Annotated in this window: 18 protein-coding genes; 9 read left to right on the top strand and 9 right to left on the bottom strand. The window is 35.5% G+C overall.

The annotated features are described in order from the left end of the window. Nucleotides 1–27: 27 nt before the first annotated feature. A complete protein-coding gene (gene cls, locus HMPREF0669_RS05945) occupies nucleotides 28–1,293 on the top strand; it encodes a cardiolipin synthase (protein ID WP_009227615.1) in 1,266 nt (421 codons plus the stop codon). Between the two features lie 146 nt (nucleotides 1,294–1,439). Here the strand turns inward: cls and HMPREF0669_RS05950 are convergent, their stop codons facing one another. Then, on the bottom strand, nucleotides 1,440–2,057 hold the full coding sequence (locus tag HMPREF0669_RS05950; RefSeq protein ID WP_044045658.1) for a response regulator transcription factor: 618 nt from the start codon (nucleotides 2,055–2,057) through the stop codon (nucleotides 1,440–1,442). 163 nt (nucleotides 2,058–2,220) lie between these two features. Next, on the bottom strand, nucleotides 2,221–2,619 hold the full coding sequence (locus tag HMPREF0669_RS05955; RefSeq protein WP_009227617.1) for a DUF1573 domain-containing protein: 399 nt from the start codon (nucleotides 2,617–2,619) through the stop codon (nucleotides 2,221–2,223). A 219-nt stretch (nucleotides 2,620–2,838) separates the two neighbouring features. On the opposite strand from HMPREF0669_RS05955, the gene aspS reads away from it, so the two are divergent. From aspS to HMPREF0669_RS05970, 3 genes are all read left to right on the top strand, one after another. After that, nucleotides 2,839–4,605 (top strand): aspartate--tRNA ligase, encoded by a 1,767-nt coding sequence (aspS, locus tag HMPREF0669_RS05960; protein WP_009227618.1) that lies wholly within the window; start codon nucleotides 2,839–2,841, stop codon nucleotides 4,603–4,605. A 127-nt stretch (nucleotides 4,606–4,732) separates the two neighbouring features. Continuing rightward, complete coding sequence (locus tag HMPREF0669_RS05965) at nucleotides 4,733–4,993, top strand: winged helix-turn-helix domain-containing protein (RefSeq protein ID WP_009227619.1); 261 nt, start codon at nucleotides 4,733–4,735, stop codon at nucleotides 4,991–4,993. A 62-nt stretch (nucleotides 4,994–5,055) separates the two neighbouring features. Then, the gene (locus tag HMPREF0669_RS05970) at nucleotides 5,056–5,388 is read left to right on the top strand and encodes a hypothetical protein (protein WP_009227620.1); all 333 of its coding nucleotides are present in this window, start codon (nucleotides 5,056–5,058) and stop codon (nucleotides 5,386–5,388) included. A gap of 147 nt (nucleotides 5,389–5,535) precedes the next feature. Here HMPREF0669_RS05970 and HMPREF0669_RS05975 read toward each other — a convergent pair whose 3' ends face one another. The 7 genes from HMPREF0669_RS05975 to HMPREF0669_RS06005 all read right to left on the bottom strand — a co-directional run bounded on the left by HMPREF0669_RS05975 (nucleotide 5,536) and on the right by HMPREF0669_RS06005 (nucleotide 12,474). Beyond that, nucleotides 5,536–6,642 (bottom strand): DegT/DnrJ/EryC1/StrS aminotransferase family protein, encoded by a 1,107-nt coding sequence (locus HMPREF0669_RS05975; RefSeq protein ID WP_009227621.1) that lies wholly within the window; start codon nucleotides 6,640–6,642, stop codon nucleotides 5,536–5,538. Then, complete coding sequence (locus HMPREF0669_RS05980) at nucleotides 6,639–7,577, bottom strand: GNAT family N-acetyltransferase (RefSeq protein WP_009227622.1); 939 nt, start codon at nucleotides 7,575–7,577, stop codon at nucleotides 6,639–6,641. Before HMPREF0669_RS05980 ends, HMPREF0669_RS05975 begins: the two co-directional genes overlap by 4 nt. Continuing rightward, nucleotides 7,570–7,971, bottom strand: a complete 402-nt coding sequence (locus HMPREF0669_RS05985; RefSeq protein WP_009227623.1) for an FdtA/QdtA family cupin domain-containing protein — start codon at nucleotides 7,969–7,971, stop codon at nucleotides 7,570–7,572. Before HMPREF0669_RS05985 ends, HMPREF0669_RS05980 begins: the two co-directional genes overlap by 8 nt. 132 nt (nucleotides 7,972–8,103) lie before the next feature. After that, a complete protein-coding gene (gene purT, locus HMPREF0669_RS05990) occupies nucleotides 8,104–9,264 on the bottom strand; it encodes a formate-dependent phosphoribosylglycinamide formyltransferase (protein WP_009227624.1) in 1,161 nt (386 codons plus the stop codon). Between the two features lie 13 nt (nucleotides 9,265–9,277). After that, nucleotides 9,278–10,426: a dTDP-glucose 4,6-dehydratase gene (rfbB, locus tag HMPREF0669_RS05995; RefSeq protein WP_009227625.1), complete on the bottom strand. Its 1,149-nt coding sequence runs from the start codon at nucleotides 10,424–10,426 to the stop codon at nucleotides 9,278–9,280. 55 nt (nucleotides 10,427–10,481) lie between these two features. Further along, a complete protein-coding gene (locus HMPREF0669_RS06000) occupies nucleotides 10,482–11,111 on the bottom strand; it encodes a cytidylate kinase-like family protein (RefSeq protein WP_009227626.1) in 630 nt (209 codons plus the stop codon). Continuing rightward, nucleotides 11,101–12,474 (bottom strand): MATE family efflux transporter, encoded by a 1,374-nt coding sequence (locus HMPREF0669_RS06005; RefSeq protein ID WP_009227627.1) that lies wholly within the window; start codon nucleotides 12,472–12,474, stop codon nucleotides 11,101–11,103. Before HMPREF0669_RS06005 ends, HMPREF0669_RS06000 begins: the two co-directional genes overlap by 11 nt. Nucleotides 12,475–13,099: 625 nt before the next feature. Between HMPREF0669_RS06005 and xseA the strand changes: the two genes are divergently transcribed. From xseA to HMPREF0669_RS06030, 5 genes are all read left to right on the top strand, one after another. Then, complete coding sequence (gene xseA, locus HMPREF0669_RS06010) at nucleotides 13,100–14,410, top strand: exodeoxyribonuclease VII large subunit (protein WP_009227628.1); 1,311 nt, start codon at nucleotides 13,100–13,102, stop codon at nucleotides 14,408–14,410. 3 nt (nucleotides 14,411–14,413) lie between these two features. Next, on the top strand, nucleotides 14,414–14,608 hold the full coding sequence (gene xseB / locus HMPREF0669_RS06015) for an exodeoxyribonuclease VII small subunit (RefSeq protein WP_009227629.1): 195 nt from the start codon (nucleotides 14,414–14,416) through the stop codon (nucleotides 14,606–14,608). A 169-nt stretch (nucleotides 14,609–14,777) separates the two neighbouring features. Then, on the top strand, nucleotides 14,778–15,794 hold the full coding sequence (locus HMPREF0669_RS06020; protein ID WP_009227630.1) for a branched-chain amino acid aminotransferase: 1,017 nt from the start codon (nucleotides 14,778–14,780) through the stop codon (nucleotides 15,792–15,794). Between the two features lie 117 nt (nucleotides 15,795–15,911). Further along, the gene (gene trmB / locus HMPREF0669_RS06025; RefSeq protein WP_009227631.1) at nucleotides 15,912–16,682 is read left to right on the top strand and encodes a tRNA (guanosine(46)-N7)-methyltransferase TrmB; all 771 of its coding nucleotides are present in this window, start codon (nucleotides 15,912–15,914) and stop codon (nucleotides 16,680–16,682) included. Between the two features lie 82 nt (nucleotides 16,683–16,764). Further along, on the top strand, nucleotides 16,765–17,862 hold the full coding sequence (locus HMPREF0669_RS06030; protein WP_009227632.1) for an Mrp/NBP35 family ATP-binding protein: 1,098 nt from the start codon (nucleotides 16,765–16,767) through the stop codon (nucleotides 17,860–17,862). Nucleotides 17,863–18,140: the final 278 nt, after the last annotated feature.

Here is an 18,140-nt window from a genome sequence, read left to right on the forward strand (position 1 = left end):
ATAATTGAGAGAAAGAGAATATAAAGAATGAGCTTAAGAAATATCTTTTTTCTATTCTTATTAATGTTTTTGGGAAAAGGATATGCGCAAACCTCGGATTCATTGATTGTAAAAGAACTCCGAAGTGAAGGTGTATCGTTTTCGAGAAATAACACAGTTACCTTGTTATTAACAGGACAAGAGAAGTTCGACGATCTCTTTACGGCTATCAAACAAGCCAAATCGAGTATTCATCTCGAATATTTTAATTTTCGAAATGATTCTATTGCCAACCAATTATTCAATCTTTTAGCAGATAAAGTAAAAGAAGGGGTTGAAGTTAGGGCGTTATTCGATGCTTTTGGAAACATGTCTAACAACAAACCTTTGCGCAAAAAAGAGCTCAAAGACTTACGAGAAAAAGGTATAGAGATATACGAATTCGACCCAATTAGATTCCCCTGGATTAATCATGTCTTTGCTAGAGATCATCGAAAGATTGTTGTTATCGATGGTTCTGTGGCCTATACTGGTGGTATGAATGTTGCCGATTATTATATAAATGGCACAAAGGTAGTGGGAGAGTGGCACGATATGCATTGCAGAATTGAAGGTGATGAGGTGAACACGCTACAAAATATTTTTATAAAGATATGGAATAAGGTTACCAAGCAGCATCTTTCTGGAGCTAAATATTATAGAACTGATCGTCCACATACCACTTTTGTAGATTTGAAACGTCCTACCGTTAATTCATTAAATAATATGATGGTGGGCATAATTAATCGTGAGCCACGAACATCTAATGCAATTATTCGTAAGTTTTATACCACTGCAATAGATGTTGCAAAGGATAGTATTCAAATCATTAATCCTTATTTTACGCTGAATAGAGCAATTAAAAAGGCGATAAAGCGTGCCATTAAACGAGGTGTAAAGGTTGATATTATGTTGTCAGTACGCAGTGACATCCCCTTAACTCCCGATTGTGGCTTCTATAATGCTCACCAATTAATGAAACGTGGTTGTAATATTTGGATGTATATGCCTGGTTTTCATCATACAAAAGTAATAATGGTAGATGGATTATTTTGCACTGTTGGTAGCGCAAATCTTAACTCTCGAAGTTTAAATTTCGACTATGAGGCAAATGCTGTTATTGTGAATAAAGAGGTTACCCAAGAGCTTTGTAACTTGTTTAATGCCGAAAAGAAAGAGAGTTTCTTATTAACTCCGAAGAAGTGGAATGATATGCGCACGCCATGGAAAAAGTTTGTAGGTTGGTTTGCTCATCTTCTTGCACCAGTGTTATAATGTGCTTGTGAAATAATAACAATGAAAATATATTGGAATAGCATTGCTTTTATATTGTAAAGGCAATGTTTTTTATGGAATAAAAGTGCTTTTATAATGAATTTAGAATGTATTTGCTAACTATCTATAATGCAATGGGTTAGCAATTATATCTTATTGATGTCTACATAGCCGTGTGTTACAGCATAAATAGTTAAAGCCGAAACACTTTTCATGCCTAGTTTTTCAACAATATTCTTGCGGTGTGTAATTACAGTTGTTAAACTGATATGTAGGATAGTGGCAATTTCTTTATTGATATGTCCTTGTACTAAGAGTGAAAGTACCTCAATTTCTCTGTCTGTAAGAATCTTCTTTGTAAGGCTTTCGGGCATCTTTAGTGGTGGAAGATTCTTGCCACCACCATGTGCATATTGTTCTAATACAAGGAAAGATCTAATGAGTTCTTCTTCAGGAGTGTTGATATAGATGCAATTAAAATCGCTAAATTGCTTTGTTTGCTCGGTCATTGTAGTTAAAACAATGGTCTTAACGGATCTTGAAAAAAAGTAATCTCGATGCTCAATAATGATTGAATCTGCCACAAAATAATGAAAGAAACTATCTGGATTATTTCTTTCAAACTCGTTGAAGCTACGAAATGCCTTTATTTCCATTATGGGCATAATATTATGAAGCAATTGTCTTAGCCCCATAATTGCAAGGGAATTCGGGTAAATAATTGCCATTTTGGGGCGTCCATTGTTCATCATTTCGTGCATCATGAATACAAAAGTAATAAAATCTGTTTAAAAAATAATTGCAATCACGTATTTTTTGCAATAAGACAATAAAAAAACTACATAAAATAAGAGCTTTAAAAATCACTCTTTTTATGTAGTTATTTCTATTTATGTGGTCCACAAAAGGTGGATCATATTGCACTAATTAGTTTTTAGCTTCTTCCATATCGCCTTCAACTTGTAGGCGAGTCATTTCTGTAGTTGCGTTCGAACGTACTGTAATTGTCTTTTTGAAATGTCCAGGAAACTTTCCTGTACCATTATAAGTAATAGTTATTTCACCTTTTTTACCTGGTAGTATAGGAGTTTTTGTGTAGGAAGGAACTGTGCAACCACAACTAGCTATTGCTTGATTAATAACTAATGGAGCTGTACCTGTATTGGTAAAAGTAAACGTACACTTTTGAACAGGCTGATTCTCACTAAACTTTCCAAAGTTATAACTTGTTGTATCGAATTTAATTTCTGCTTTTCCTGCTTGTGCAAATATTGCAATTGAAATTACAAATAAAAGACATAATGTCCCCAATAAACGTTTTAGCATAATAAAAATCCTTTCTTTTTTGTTATTGCTATATTAAAAAATCTTCTTATAAAATATCGCATTTTACAAGCTAAAGCTATGTTCGTTAATGCGATTTTCTCTTAAGAGCGTTGTGCAAAGTTAGTAAAAGAAATGTGTAAAGCTAACAAAACGTATATTTTTTTTTATTCTTTCATAATTTTATTGTACTTTTGTCTCATAAAAATATATTATTTTACTATGTATAGAACAAATTCATGTGGTGAATTACGCTTGAAAGATGCGGGTAAAGAAGTAACTTTAGCAGGCTGGGTTCAGCGTGTTCGTAAAATGGGTGGAATGACTTTCGTTGACTTGAGAGACAGATATGGTATCACCCAGTTAGTCTTTAATGAATCATCAAGCAAAGAACTAACAGAAAAAGCAAATAAACTTGGTAGAGAATTTTGTATCCAAATTGTTGGAGAAGTTAGTGAACGCCAAAGTAAAAACAATAATATTCCAACAGGAGAGATTGAAATTCTTGTTTCAACATTAAACATTTTGTCAGAGAGTGTCACTCCTCCTTTTACAATAGAAGACAATACCGATGGTGGTGATGACTTGAGAATGAAGTATCGTTATCTTGATTTACGACGCAATACTGTGCGTAAAAATCTTGAATTACGTCACAAAATGACCATCTTAATACGTAACTTCTTGGATAATCTTCAATTCATCGAGGTTGAAACTCCATTGTTAATTGGTTCTACTCCTGAAGGAGCTAGAGACTTTGTTGTACCTTCTCGTATGAATCCAGGACAGTTCTACGCCCTTCCACAAAGCCCTCAAACATTGAAACAATTATTGATGGTGAGTGGATTCGACCGCTATTTCCAAATTGCTAAGTGCTTTAGAGATGAGGATTTGCGTGCAGATCGTCAGCCAGAGTTTACACAGATTGACTGCGAAATGTCATTTGTAGACCAAGAAGATGTACTTGAAGTATTCGAATCTATGACTCGTCACCTTTTCAAAGAGGTGCTAAATGTAGAGCTCCCAGCTAAACTTCGTCAAATGACTTGGCACGAAGCAATGAGCAAGTATGGTAGCGATAAGCCAGACTTACGCTTTGGTATGGAGTTTGTTGAATTGCATGATCTACTTAAAGGCACTGGAGAATTCAGCATTTTCAATAACGCTGAGTACATTGGAGGTATCTGTGCAACTGGTTGTTCCTCATATAGTAGAAAGCAAATCAATGAATTAACTGACTTTGTTAAGCGTCCACAAGTAGGTGCTTCGGGACTTATTTGGTTGAAAATTGAAGAAGATGGCTCAATAAAGAGTAGCATCGACAAGTTCTATAGCGCAGACATTCTAGAGCAACTATGCGAAAGAATGGATGCAAAGAAAGGTGACCTTGTTCTTATTATGTGTGGTGAAAAGCCAAATAAAACACGTACCCAGCTCTGTGCATTACGCTTAGAAATGGCTGAAAGACTAGGTTTAAGAGATAAGAACAAATACGAATGTTTGTGGATTGTTGACTTCCCACTATTTGAATGGAGTGATGAAGAGCAACGATTGATGGCAACTCACCATCCATTTACATTGCCTAATCCAGACGATATTCCTCTTCTTGATGAACATCCAGAGCAAGTTCGTGCTAAAGCTTACGACTTTGTATGTAATGGTATTGAAGTCGGTGGAGGTAGTATGCGTATACATGATGGAGCACTTCAAGAAAAAATGTTCCAGATATTGGGCTTTTCTAAAGAAGAAGCACTTGCTCAATTTGGCTTTTTAATTAACGCTTTCAAATACGGAGCACCTCCTCATGCTGGTATTGCATTTGGTTTAGACCGATTTGTTTCAATCTTTGCACAGCTTGATTCTATTAGAGATTGCATCGCATTCCCTAAGAATAATAGTGGACGAGACGTGATGTTAGACGCTCCTTCTGCTTTGGCTGATAAGCAATTGACTGAATTACAGATTAAAGTTGACGTTCGTCAAGAAAAGTAAAAATAAATAGTAAGTATCCGAAAAATACTCGTTTTTTTTATAAGAGAGCAGTTGTTAGTGAAAATAAAACACTAATTTTGTTGCGTATTTACAAATTGTTATAATTATTACTATTTCATTTTAAATTATGGCAGAAAAGAAGACAGCGAAAAAAGTAGCAACTTCAAAGAAGACTGTAACAAAGATTGGTATCATGATCAACGCAGAAAATGTAGGCTTTAAGGCAGGTGATGTGTATCAAACTCTTGCTTCTGCAAACAAAGCTTTAAGTGTTGAGGAGATCGCTAAACTTGCTAATATCACAGTAGAGGAAACCTATTTGGGTATTGGATGGTTATTTAAAGAGGGTAAAGTGAAAGATCAAGACAACTTGATTACACTTGCTTAATTTTAAAAGTATAAGGAATTAAAAGAGAATTACAACTTAAGTTGTAGTTCTCTTTTTTACGTATGAATTGCGAAAATATAATTCTTGAGGTCTTAAAAGAGGCTGGGGATAATGGACTTTCTGTCTCAAAGATTACTCATCACGTGTATAATGAGTTAAATTCATTGTTTCATGATCTCGATTGGAACGATGTAAAGAATTATGTTTCTACTTTTTTATTGAAGCAATCTCATAACCCTAATTCGTTGATAGAGAAAACAGGAAAGAGGGGATACTATGCTTTGAAGATTAAAGATACCGATGATTCTCAGTTACTTTTCCGGTTTTCTAATCACGAAGAACCTAAAGATAAAGAGGAAAGCAATTGTTCTTCATCTCTTTTTCTTGAAATGTAAAAACTTTTACATTTGTTATAGAAAAGACCTTCTTACTCTTTTCAATCAATACTTATTGACTTTCCGATAAAAAGCATTGAGTTTGTGATGTAAAGTCAATGCAAATATACTCTAAAAACAATGTTATTGCGGTGTAAAAACATAGCTTTATTCAATAGAGAATTTGTTTATCAAGTCTGAAATGATCCTAACATCATCAATTGTCATAGTTTGATTTAAAGGAAGACTTAGTTCTTGTGAATGAATCTGTTCTGTTATAGGGAATGAAAGACCGTTCCATTCGCTATAAGCACGTTGCAAGTGCGGTGGGATGGGGTAGTGAATGAGGGTTTGTACGCCATTCTCAAGAAGATATTTCTGCAACTTTTCTCTATGAATAGTTAATATAGGAAAGATGTGAAACACATTGTCTGAGTCTGCATCTTGAAGTGGAAGGGTGATAAAAGAATGGTTGATTTGTTGTTGATATTGTTTAGCCAACAAACGTCTGTATTGATTTTCTTCGTCGAGGTATCTCAGTTTAACTCGAAGAACCGCCGCTTGTAACTCGTCTAATCGTGAGTTTCTGCCTTTAACATCAAATACATATTTCTGTGTAGAGCCATAATTTGCAATGATTCTAATCATCTTCTCAAGTTCAGTATCGTTGGTTGTAATAGCTCCACCATCGCCTAATGCTCCCAGATTCTTACCAGGATAAAAGCTATGTGCAGCCGCATCGCCTAGCGAGCCTGTTCGTTTTGTATCGAAAAGACAACCATGTGCCTGTGCATTGTCTTCGATTAATAAAAGATGCTGTTGCTTGCAAAGGTGATAAATACGTTTCGTGAAGGCACATTTGCCATATAAGTGAACAATAACAACAGCTTTAGTATTTTCAGTTATTTGTGTTTCTATCAACTCATCATCAATCTGTAAGGTGTTGATATGAGGCTCAATCAGTTTTATTTTCAATCCTAACGAGGTGAGAGGGAGTATCGTTCCGATGTAAGTATTAGCAGGAACAAGAACCTCATCACCTGCTTTTAACCTGCCAAGTTCAAAGTATCCTTGTATAATAAGAGCGATAGCATCAGATCCATTGCCACAACCTATGCAATAGTTGGTGCCAATATATTGAGCATACTCATTTTCAAAAGCACGCACCTCGTTACCAAGAATAAACCAACCACTATCAACCACCCGTTGAATAGTAGTATTGATTTCTTCAGAATGTCTATTGGTTATCTCTTTAAGATTTAAATATTCAATCATAATGTCCATTCGTATTTGTCCCAACACATAGCTCTTCCACCAAAACCTTCTTTCTGATACATAAGCGGTTCGTTAAGAAATAATCCATTATTTTCAGTCGAACGCCCGAAATCAAAATAGGTATAATCTTTTAACTTGTGATGAATCACCTCGTGAAATAGTAGGTCTAATGCCCCAATAGCTTTCCCTTCATTACTTGCAGAGATGTATTGAACATGTGCAACCTCATTAATTAGGTATAAAACAATGCCTGCAAGCTCTTTGTTTTGTTGTTTGGCAACATACAATGCGATGTTGTTTGGAAAACGACTGTGTAGAAGTTCTATTTCAGAAAGACTATGAACTGGTTGAACTCCATATTTTTGTTGGAGGTTTTGGGTGAGAATTTCCCAAAAACTATTAAATTGTTGCGATTCTTCTACGTAGAGGTTGTTTTGCAAAGCCCTTTTAATTCCTCGTTCTCTAATACGATACCAAGGGTAGGGAGCATGCAAATTGATAACTGTTCCCACATCTCTTCCCACTAACTGAGATTGAGTTATTCTGAAAATGGCATAGAGATCCTCTTCTGCTGGCACCTTATTATAGATGTAAGGAATGGGTTTATAGATTACTTTTGTAAAGCCTTGAGATTTCAAAAACTCATTCAATTCTTTAAAAAGTGTAAGTGTTCGAGCTACAGTTACATGCTCGTCGACAATAAGTCCGCCATAAGTTAAACCTTGATGAGAGTGCAATTCGTTGTTAACACGATTGGCAGGAAGAATGGCATACAGCTTATTTTCTATGTAAAACATCAGCGAATAGTCTTCAAAACTGTCAGAATGATAGTCCATATATTCCCTGTAGAACAAGAAACTACTGTTTTTTGCTCTTGAAACATAATTATTCCATTCTGTTGTTACCTCGCTATTGAATTGCTTAATGTTAAACATTTATGTATTGAAGAAAGTCGTTATAGTCGTAAATATAATCATTTTCATCGTAAAAGTCTGATGCAAGCACCACACAAACAGCACCTGAAGAGAAGTCATCTAATGTTCTCCAGGTCTTAGTATCAATCAATAGGCCTTGATAAGGGTGGTTTAAAAGAAATGTTTGCTTTTCTTTTCCGTTGTCTAAGGTAACATGAAAGCTACCACTTACAGCAATAAGTATTTGTTGTAAATGCTTATGTGCATGTCCACCTCTACACTCTCCGCCCGGAACATCATATAACCAATAAACTCTTTTGATGTCAAATGGTATGTTTTTGTTTGCTTCTGCAACTGTAAGATTGCCTCTTGGGTCGGTTATTCTAGGTAGTTCTATTATCTTTGCAAGGCTCATAAGTATATAGATTTGATGAAAATAAAAATAAGTACTTTTGCTTTTACTTAGCAAATTATTCACTATTTCAAAAATAGTGAATAACGAGTAAAGACGCAGTTGTTCTTTACTCGTTATCGATATTGAAAGTTATTATTGAATAATAGTGTCCGACAAGCATTTCGCTTTGTTGCGTAGTTCGTCCATATCACAGCCAATTTCGCCATAACATAGCACCACACCCATGCGTCGATGCAGATGTTGTTCTGGCTTTCCGAATATTCTTACGATAGTAAAGTCTTCGCTTAACGCTTGTGATAAATCATAGTTTGGAAGTTCTTTTTTATCCTCTTTTGCCAAAACAACTGCGCTACAGCCATAACGTTCCAATCTAATTGCAGGAATTGGAAGTCCTAATGCAGCGTAAAGATGTAGCTCAAACTCGTTAAGATTAAGTGAACCAGAAAGTGTTACCATACCTGTATCGTGTGGACGAGGTGATAATTCAGAGAAGATAACTTCGTTTTTTGTTGTTAAGAAGAATTCAACTCCCCATAATCCTGCTCCAGTTAGAGCGTTAGTAACCTTCTTTGCCATCTCTTGAGCTTGCTTTAAAGCTTCTTCTGGCAAAGCAAATGGCTGCCAACTTTCACGATAGTCGCCATCCTTTTGTATGTGTCCAATAGGTGGACAATAAAGAGTTTCACCATTCTTTTGTGTTACTGTTAACAAAGTAAACTCCGAATCGAATTCAATAAACTCTTCAACAATAATCTCTTTTACATCCCCTCGGCTTCCTTCAATTGCCTCTTTGAAAGCAACTTGCAACCCCTCTTTACTACGAACGACACTTTGTCCGTGTCCAGAAGATGACATTAAAGGCTTAACAACGCATGGAAAACCAATCTTTTCGGCTGCAGTTTCAAGTTCAGAAAGTGTTGTTGCATAGTAATAATGAGCGGTTCTAATTCCTAATTCCTTTGCCGCCAAATCACGAATAGCCTTTCTATTCATTGTAAAGTTAACGGCTTTAGCACTTGGAACAACTTGAATTCCGTCTTTTTCGTATTGAATGAGACGCTCTGTGCGTATCGCTTCAATCTCAGCAATAATGATATCGGGTTTATGTTTGTATACAACTGCATCAAGAGCATTAGCATCTAACATGTTAAACACTTCTCTTTCGTCTGCTACTTGCATAGCTGGTGCGTTGTCATAACGATCGCATGCAACAACATATTGACCAATTCTTTTAGCCGCAATCACAAATTCTTTACCCAATTCACCTGCGCCTAGCAACATTATTTTTTTCATATTAGAATGCTCTTTATCTGTTTTTATACATTTGTTCGTAATATCTTTGATAATCTCCGCTTGTTACTTCGTTTATCCAAGCTTGATTTTCTAAATTCCATTTAATTGTTTTTACAATTCCTTCTGCAAACATTGTCTCAGGATACCAACCTAATTCATTCTTAATCTTTGTGGGATCAATTGCATAACGTAGGTCGTGTCCGAGGCGATCTTCAACAAATTTGATAAGACTTTCATTGATCCAGTCAATTGAAATCTCGCCAGTTGTATCTAGTTCTTGTTTTTTTAGAACCTTACGAAGCTCTTTATTCTCTTCCATCATGGTTCTAATGGTTTGTATTGTTAATTTAACAATATCAATATTGGTCATTTCATTGTGTCCACCAACATTGTAAATAGAGCCCGATTTACCTTCTCTTACCACCAAGTCAATAGCTTTACAATGGTCTTCTACATACAACCAGTCTCTAACATTCTCGCCTTTACCATACACGGGCAATGCTTTTCCCTCTAATATGTTCTTAATAATAAGTGGAATAAGCTTTTCTGGGAAGTGATAAGGACCATAATTATTAGAACAACGTGTAATAGAACAAGGAGTATGATAGGTGTCATGATATGCCATTACAATGAAATCGGCACTTGCTTTCGATGCAGAATAAGGGCTGTGAGGGCATAAAGGGGTCTCTTCTGTAAAGAAACCATCGGATCCAAGACTTCCATATACCTCGTCAGTAGATACTTGATGGTATCTTTTTCCATCTTTCCAAATAGGATAACCATCATTGCCTTTACCTAAAGTCCAATTCTTTCGGGCTGCATCAAGAAGATTTTGAGTTCCTAAAATATTGGTTTCTAAAAATAATTGTGGGTTTTCTATACTGCGGTCTACGTGGCTTTCAGCTGCAAAGTTAACGATATAATCAATATCATGTTCATCAAATATCTTTTGAACGAGTTCTTTATCAACAATATTTCCTTTAATAAAGAAACAGCGCTTATTATCAATATCTTCTTTAATTGTACCTAGATTACCTGCATAAGTAAGATCATCGAGGATCAATACCTTTATATCTTGATTCTGATACTTTTTGTTTAGTAAGTATTTTATGAAGTTTGCGCCAATGAAGCCTGCTGCTCCTGTAACTAAATATGTCTTCATCTATATGTGTGTTTTTTATTATTATAACGGATTGTTCCTGTATATTATTGTGTCATTATTTATTAATTTCGAGCACTTTGCAAACAAAGTCTGCAATGAAATCAGTGGTCTTGTCGAGTCCTAGTATTGAACTTGATACACAAAGGTCATAAGATGTACTATGTCCCCACTTCTTTCCTGTGTAAAAAGTATAGAAAGAAGCACGCTTTTCTTCCTTTTTTTCAATTATCTTTTCAGCTGTTTCTGCATCGCAGTTATTACGTTTCATAATGCTTTGAATGCGATCTTTTATATTTGCAGTGATGAAAATGTTTACCATATTATCGTAATCTCTTAGCACATAGTCGGCTGCTCGTCCTACAAAAACACCGCCAACGGATTCTGCAGTCTTGCGAATTGCATCGCTTTGGAATTGAAATAAACTCTCTTGAGTTAGTCCATTGTTATAGAAACCGCCAGAGTTAAGGCTAAAACCCCTAAAGTTTGTGATGGATTTAAAGAAGCCTTTATCTTCATCATTCTCTTCAAATAGCTCCTCACTAAAGCCATTTTCCTTGGCTGCAAGATTAAGAATCTCTCTGTCGTGCAATGGAATATTGAAGCGTTCGGCTAGCTTTTGCCCAATGATATGGCCACCGCTACCCACTTCTCTACCTATATTTATTATTATTTTCTTATTGTTCATAGGACTGAGATTGTTTATTTTGTTTTTTGAATCTTTTCATAAATACAACCATAATCACTGCTGTTACAATTGCAGCTAAAAGGTCTGATGCAGGAAGAGCTGCCCAAACTCCGTCCGATTCAAGGTATTTGGGTAGTATAATAAGTAGAGGAAGTAAGAATGTTAGCTGTCTAGATAAAGACAAGAACATACTTATTTTTGCTTTTCCAATACTCATAAAGAACATAGTGATAACCATTTGATAGCCAATAACGGGAAATACACACATATTGATGCGTATTCCTCGAATAGACATAGCTATTAATTCAGGGTCAGAAGTAAACAAACGAGCACATTCATAAGGGAAAAACATACCCACAATGAAGCCTACTGTCATTACAACAGTAGCTGCATAGATAGAGAGTTTTACCACTTTAGAAAGACGATCGTATTGCTTAGAGCCATAGTTATAGCCCGCAATAGGTTGCATTCCTTGGTTTATACCCATAGAAATCATAAGGAATATGAATTCTATTTTGTTGGCAATGCCATACGAACCCACTGCAAGATCACCACCATATTTTAACAATCCATTATTAATAAAGATAACAATGATACATGCACACACGTTCATTGCAAATGGAGCACTACCAATACTGATGATGTTCTTCACCAAACTATATTGCAATTTATATGTATTTGATTTGAAGTGGATTAGTTCTTTTTTATTAGAGAATTGCTTTATCTGCCAAGTTAGAGCCACAACCTGAGATAAAATGGTTGCATAAGCAGCACCTTTAATACCCTTTTCGAAGTAGAAGATAAACAATGGGTCGAGAATAGCGTTGAGAATTACTGTGAAAATAGTTGCATACATGGCTTGTTTGGGCTTTCCTGTTGCTCTTAAAAGGGCATTAAAGCCATAATACATGTGCGAAAATACGTTTGCAACGAGTATAATTTCCATGTAATCTCGTGCATAAGAAATGGTATTTTCACTAGCTCCGAAGAACAAAAGAATAGGGTCTAGGAATAAAAGACATAATCCTCCTACCAAAACTCCAATGATTATGTTAAGAGTTATTGTGTTACCAAGAATGCGTTGAGCATATTGGTAGTCTTTCTGACCTAATTTCACCGAAATAAGTGTTGATGAACCAATGCCAACAGCAGCACCGAAGGCAGCTGTAAGGTTGATAAATGGGAATGTAATTGCAAGACCTGAGATAGCAAGAGGACCCACTCCTTGTCCGATAAAGATACTATCTACCATATTATAGAGTGATGCTGCCGTCATAGCAATTATTGCTGGAATGGCATATTGCATTAATAATGGCCACACAGGTTTCGTTCCTAATTCTAATGTTGACTTTTGGTTATCCATAAATATTTTGCCTTTTGTTCTTTCAACTCTAATTAATTTCTTTGCTTTTATGTGTCTATAAAGGCATTTTAGTTCAACTTTAATAGAATGATTGTTTAAAATTAGTGCTTGTTAAGAATGCATTTAAATGCAAAATGCACCTTAATTGCTTATAATGCAATATCAATGATGCAAATTTAGCAATTTAATTTCATTTATCCAAGTATATAAACGTGCTTATTAACAGCAATAACATGTCTTTTCTTCACTTCTTTGTGCTAATTGATAGATTATGAATCTAACTTGCTAAAAAGAAGAATTCTAAAGGAGATAGAAAGATAATATATTTTAAAGAGAGTGATGGGGTAAATAATGCGCAATGGGAATCCTTTTAAGATGAAAAAGAGGTGAGTTTATTTCGTCTAATAGTTGCTTTCTAAAAGCATTGATTTTAGCTTGTAAAAGCATTGTTATTGAGGCGTAAAAGCATTGTTATTAGATGGTAAAAACATAGCTTTTATTTTGTATAGAGAATTAAACGAGTTAAAAAGGGGAGCGTAAATACAATTAAATAAATGTAAATATATGTCGTGATTGTTGTGGAAAATGATAAAAGAAAGTAAATTTGTATTACATAAAAGAAATGATGGAAAACAATAATTCACAAACACATTTAAGTCTATATCAGCTGAATAATCTTGTTTCAGAAGTGATTTCGCTTTCTTTTAACCAAGATTTTTGGGTAGAAGCAGAGATCTCTGAGATTAGAGAAGTGCGTGGACATTGCTATATTGAGCTGATAGAAAAAGACGAAAAGATGAACACACCCATTGCAAAAGCATCGGCAAAGTGTTGGAGTAATAAGTGGATGTTTATCAAACCTCATTTCGAACGGGTTACAAGACAATGTCTTAAAGCAGGGATGAAAGTGCTCCTTAAGGTTGAAGCTCAATTTCATGAGGCTTTTGGATTTGCGTGGATTATCAATTATATCGATCCAACTTTCACCTTAGGAAGCATGGCTAAAAAGCGAAAGGATATCATTGACGCTCTAAAAGCACAGGGAGTGTATGATCTGCAGAAAGAACTTTACATGCCTTTGTTTGCAAAACGCATTGCTGTTATATCGAGTGAAGGTGCTGCAGGCTATGGAGATTTTATGCAACACCTTGTTCATAACGAGTATGGTTTTGTATTTGAAGTAGCTCTTTTCAATGCAGTTATGCAAGGAGAGGGCATAGAACAAAGCGTTATTTCGGCTTTAAACGCTATAAATGATAAGCTTTCGCAGTTCGATGTTGTTGTAATGATTAGAGGAGGTGGTGGAACTAGCGATTTAAGCGGATTTGATTCGCTTGCATTAGCAGAGAATATTGCTAACTTTCCCATTCCTGTTATAAATGGAATAGGGCACGATAGAGATGAGAGCGTGCTCGACTTGATTTCTTTTGAACAAGTGAAAACACCTACAGCAGCTGCTGATTACTTCATTAATCACGCTCTTCGAGTGTATAGTAGAATAGATACGCTTCAGCAGTATGTGGTGACTTATGCTCAAAACAGAATTGAATTAGAACGCAATAAGTTGCAACGCTTGGCAGAAAAAGTGCCTATTGTGTTCTCGGTAGTAAAGACAAAGCAAGAAGGATATATACAACAACTGTTGCAACGACTTCTAATTGGAATGCAATCTACCATTACTCATCAACAAAGAACGGTAGATATGCTGGATCAGCGACTAAATAATGCACCAAAATATATCTTGAATAGTAAACAACATCGTCTTACTCTTTTAAATGAAAAGATAAGAAGTTTGGATCCACAGCGTATTCTTGAGCGGGGATATTCAATTACTTTGCATAATGGAAAGAGTGTTCTAAATGCAAAAGAGCTTAAAAAAGGTGACGAGATAACAACAAAATTCAAAGATGGTATCATAACATCTATTATAAAATAAGATATGGCAAAAGAGATAAAATACGAAGAGGCATTGAGCCAACTCGAAGATATTGTTAGTAAAATGGAAAATGAAGAGCTTGATATTGATGAACTTACAACAGAATTAAAACAAGCTCAAAAGTTGGTAAAGTTATGTAAAGACAAGCTAACCAAAACCGATAAAGAGATAAAAACAATATTGAAAGAGAACAAATAAAATTGTTCTTGATAGCTACTTAATGGGCTATTTAAAGGTAAAAAGAAGGTATCTGCAATACGACACGCTTGAAAGCTTAATGCATTAAAACTATATAAAGAGTTGTGTATGACCGCTATTCTTTGTACTTTTGTGCATTAATCAGAAAGAATAAACAGTAAAATAGATTATGAAAGAATTAGATTGGGCTAATCTTTCCTTTGGATATATGCCCACAGATTATAATGTTCGCTGCTATTATCGTAATGGTTCATGGGGCGAAATAGAAGCTTGTAGCGACGAATATCTAAAGATGCACATGGCAGCAACATGTCTTCATTATGGTCAAGAGGCTTTTGAAGGATTGAAAGCGTATAGAGGTGCCGATGGAAAAGTGCGCGTTTTTAGAATGAAAGACAATGCAGAACGCTTACAAAGAACATGTCGAGGAATATTAATGCCAGAGTTTCCAGTAGAGAAATTCGAAGAGATGGTGAAGAAAGTCGTTCGTCTTAATCAAGAATATATCCCTACTTATGAAAGTGGAGCAACACTTTACATTCGTCCTTTGCTAATTGGTACAGGTCCACAAGTCGGAGTTCGTCCTGCAACAGAATATGCTTTCATTATCTTTGTCACTCCTGTTGGACCTTATTTTAAGGGTGGTTTCCACTCAAATCCTTATATCATCATGCGTGAATATGACAGAAGTGCCCCATTAGGTACAGGTACTTACAAGGTAGGAGGAAACTATGCTGCAAGCTTAAAGGCTAATTCTATTGCTCATGAACGTGGTTATGCAAGTGAATTTTATCTCGATGCAAAAGAAAAGAAATATATAGATGAGTGTGGAGCTGCCAACTTCTTCGGTATAAAAGATAATACTTATATCACTCCAAAGTCTACTTCTATCTTGCCAAGTATAACCAACAAGAGCTTAATGCAATTGGCAGAAGATCTCGGAATGACTGTAGAACAACGCCCAGTAGGTGAAGAAGAGCTTGCAACTTTTGAAGAAGCGGGAGCTTGTGGCACAGCTGCTGTAATTAGTCCGATATCCTATATAGATGATAGTGAAACAGGAAAGCGATACAGCTTTGGTGATACTCCAGGACCATGGTCTACAAAATTATATAACAAACTACGTGGTATACAATATGGAACCGAGCCAGATATACACGGATGGACCACAGTTGTTATAGAATAAAGATTGAAATTGAAAATAAAATAGATAACAACAAGAATGTACTTAAAATGTAACCCACTTTTAACTACATTCTTTGTTTTGTTTAATTATTATACAATAACACAGAAATACTCACAGATGGGCAAAGGAAAATTAGCCAAATTTGCAGAGATGGAAACCTTCTCTAACGTCTTTCAATATCCTTTTTCAGTGATAGATAATGTGCCTTTTGAACAAAAGGGAAGATGGAGAGAAGCCTATTTCCATAACGATAATCCTATAGTTCTTGAGCTTGGATGCGGTAGAGGCGAATATACAGTAGAGCTTGCAAAGCTCTTTCCAAACAAGAACTTTATAGGAATAGATATTAAAGGCGCACGAATGTGGGCAGGAGCAAAGCTTGCTTTACAAGAAAACTTGAGCAATGTAGCTTTCTTAAGAACCAATATTGAGTTTATAGATCGCTTCTTTGATAAAGATGAAGTGCAAGAAATATGGCTCACTTTCAGTGATCCACAGATGAAAAATGTAAGAAAACGTCTTACTGGAACGGCTTTTATGGATCGTTATAAGCGTTTCTTAGTGGATAACGGAATTATTCATTTAAAGACAGACTCAAACTTCTTGTTTACTTATACGCAAGCAATGGTCAAACATAATCAATTGCCTGTGAAGATAGAAACAACTGACTTATATCACGATAGCAATATAGATGATAGCACAAAGCAACTTTTGTCTATTCAAACTTACTATGAAAAGATGTGGTTAGAGCGTGGGTTGAACATTAAATATATGCGCTTTTTGTTGCCACAAGAAGGTGAATTGACTGAGCCTGATGTTGAGATTCCACTTGATGAGTATAGAAGTTATCATCGTTCAAAACGCAGTGAACTTGAAACAAGCAAGTAAATATAAAACATTATGAATATCAGTAGAATATAACTTTTGATGAGATATATTCTATAAGTAATAATAAAATAAGCAAATTAATATGACATTATATCCAAATTTGATAAGAGAGGTCTTGCAAACAGTTATTTATGCAGGAACCAAAAAGAATCTTATAGAGAGCGAAATGGTTGGAGAAGATATCGTGATCAATGGTAATAAGGTGACCTTCACTTTGATTTTCCCTCGTGAAACCGACCCTTTCCTCAAGTCAACCCTAAAGGCTACTGAGGCAGCCATTCACTATTCAATAAGCAAAGAGATTGAGGTGAACATCTTAACCGAATTCAAATCGGCTCCAAGACCAACAGTTGACAAGCTACTTCCACAAGTAAAGAATATCATTGCCGTAAGTTCTGGTAAAGGAGGAGTAGGTAAAAGCACTGTATCAGTTAACCTTGCGATAGCTTTAGCCATGTTAGGTTATAAGGTAGGATTATTAGATACCGACATATTTGGTCCGTCGATTCCTAAGATGTTCGATGTAGAAGGAGAGCGACCATATGGAGTTCATAAGGACGGAAGAGATCTTGTAGAGCCTATAAAGAAGTATGGTGTGAAGCTATTGAGCATCGGTTTCTTTGTAGACCCTGATACTGCAACAGTTTGGCGTGGTGGAATGGCAACACAAGCTCTTAAACAATTGATTGCAGATGCAGACTGGGGAGAACTTGATTACTTTATTCTCGACACACCGCCAGGAACAAGCGATATTCATTTAACATTGCTTCAAACCCTTGCTATCACTGGAGCTGTGATTGTAAGTACACCTCAAAGCGTTGCACTTGCAGACGCAAGAAAGGGTATAGATATGTATATGAATGAGAAAATAAATGTTCCTATTCTTGGAATGGTTGAGAATATGGCATGGTTTACACCTGCAGAATTGCCAGAAAATAAATATTATATCTTTGGAAAAGATGGTTGTAAAGAACTTGCAAAAGAAAAAGGTTTCCCCTTATTAGCGCAAATTCCCCTTGTACAAAGCATTAGAGAGAATGGTGACAAGGGTACTCCTGCGGCATTACATACCGATACAGTAACAGGACAAGCATTCATAAGTCTAGCCCAAGCCGTTGTTACGATGACTAATAAGCGTAACAAAGAACACGCACCAACCAAGATTGTAAAGGTTGATTAATTCATAAAATATGTCCAATAAGATTGTTCCTTATTGGGCATATTGCCTTCATATATGTTTAGGAATTCTGTTATGATATATCGTTATTGGCAGTAAAATATCAATATTTTATTTACTTTTATAAACTACAATAACATATTATTTCGTTAATAATAATAAAAAATAGAAAGGTTGTTGTTCTATTTTGTTATTTGTATTACAAAAAACGCTAACTTTGTAACGTGTTTTTCATGGTATTAGATTATTAAGGTTAAGAAAGATTGATTGTCGTGAGACAA

Source organism: Prevotella sp. oral taxon 299 str. F0039 (assembly GCF_000163055.2).
GTDB lineage: Bacteria > Bacteroidota > Bacteroidia > Bacteroidales > Bacteroidaceae > Prevotella.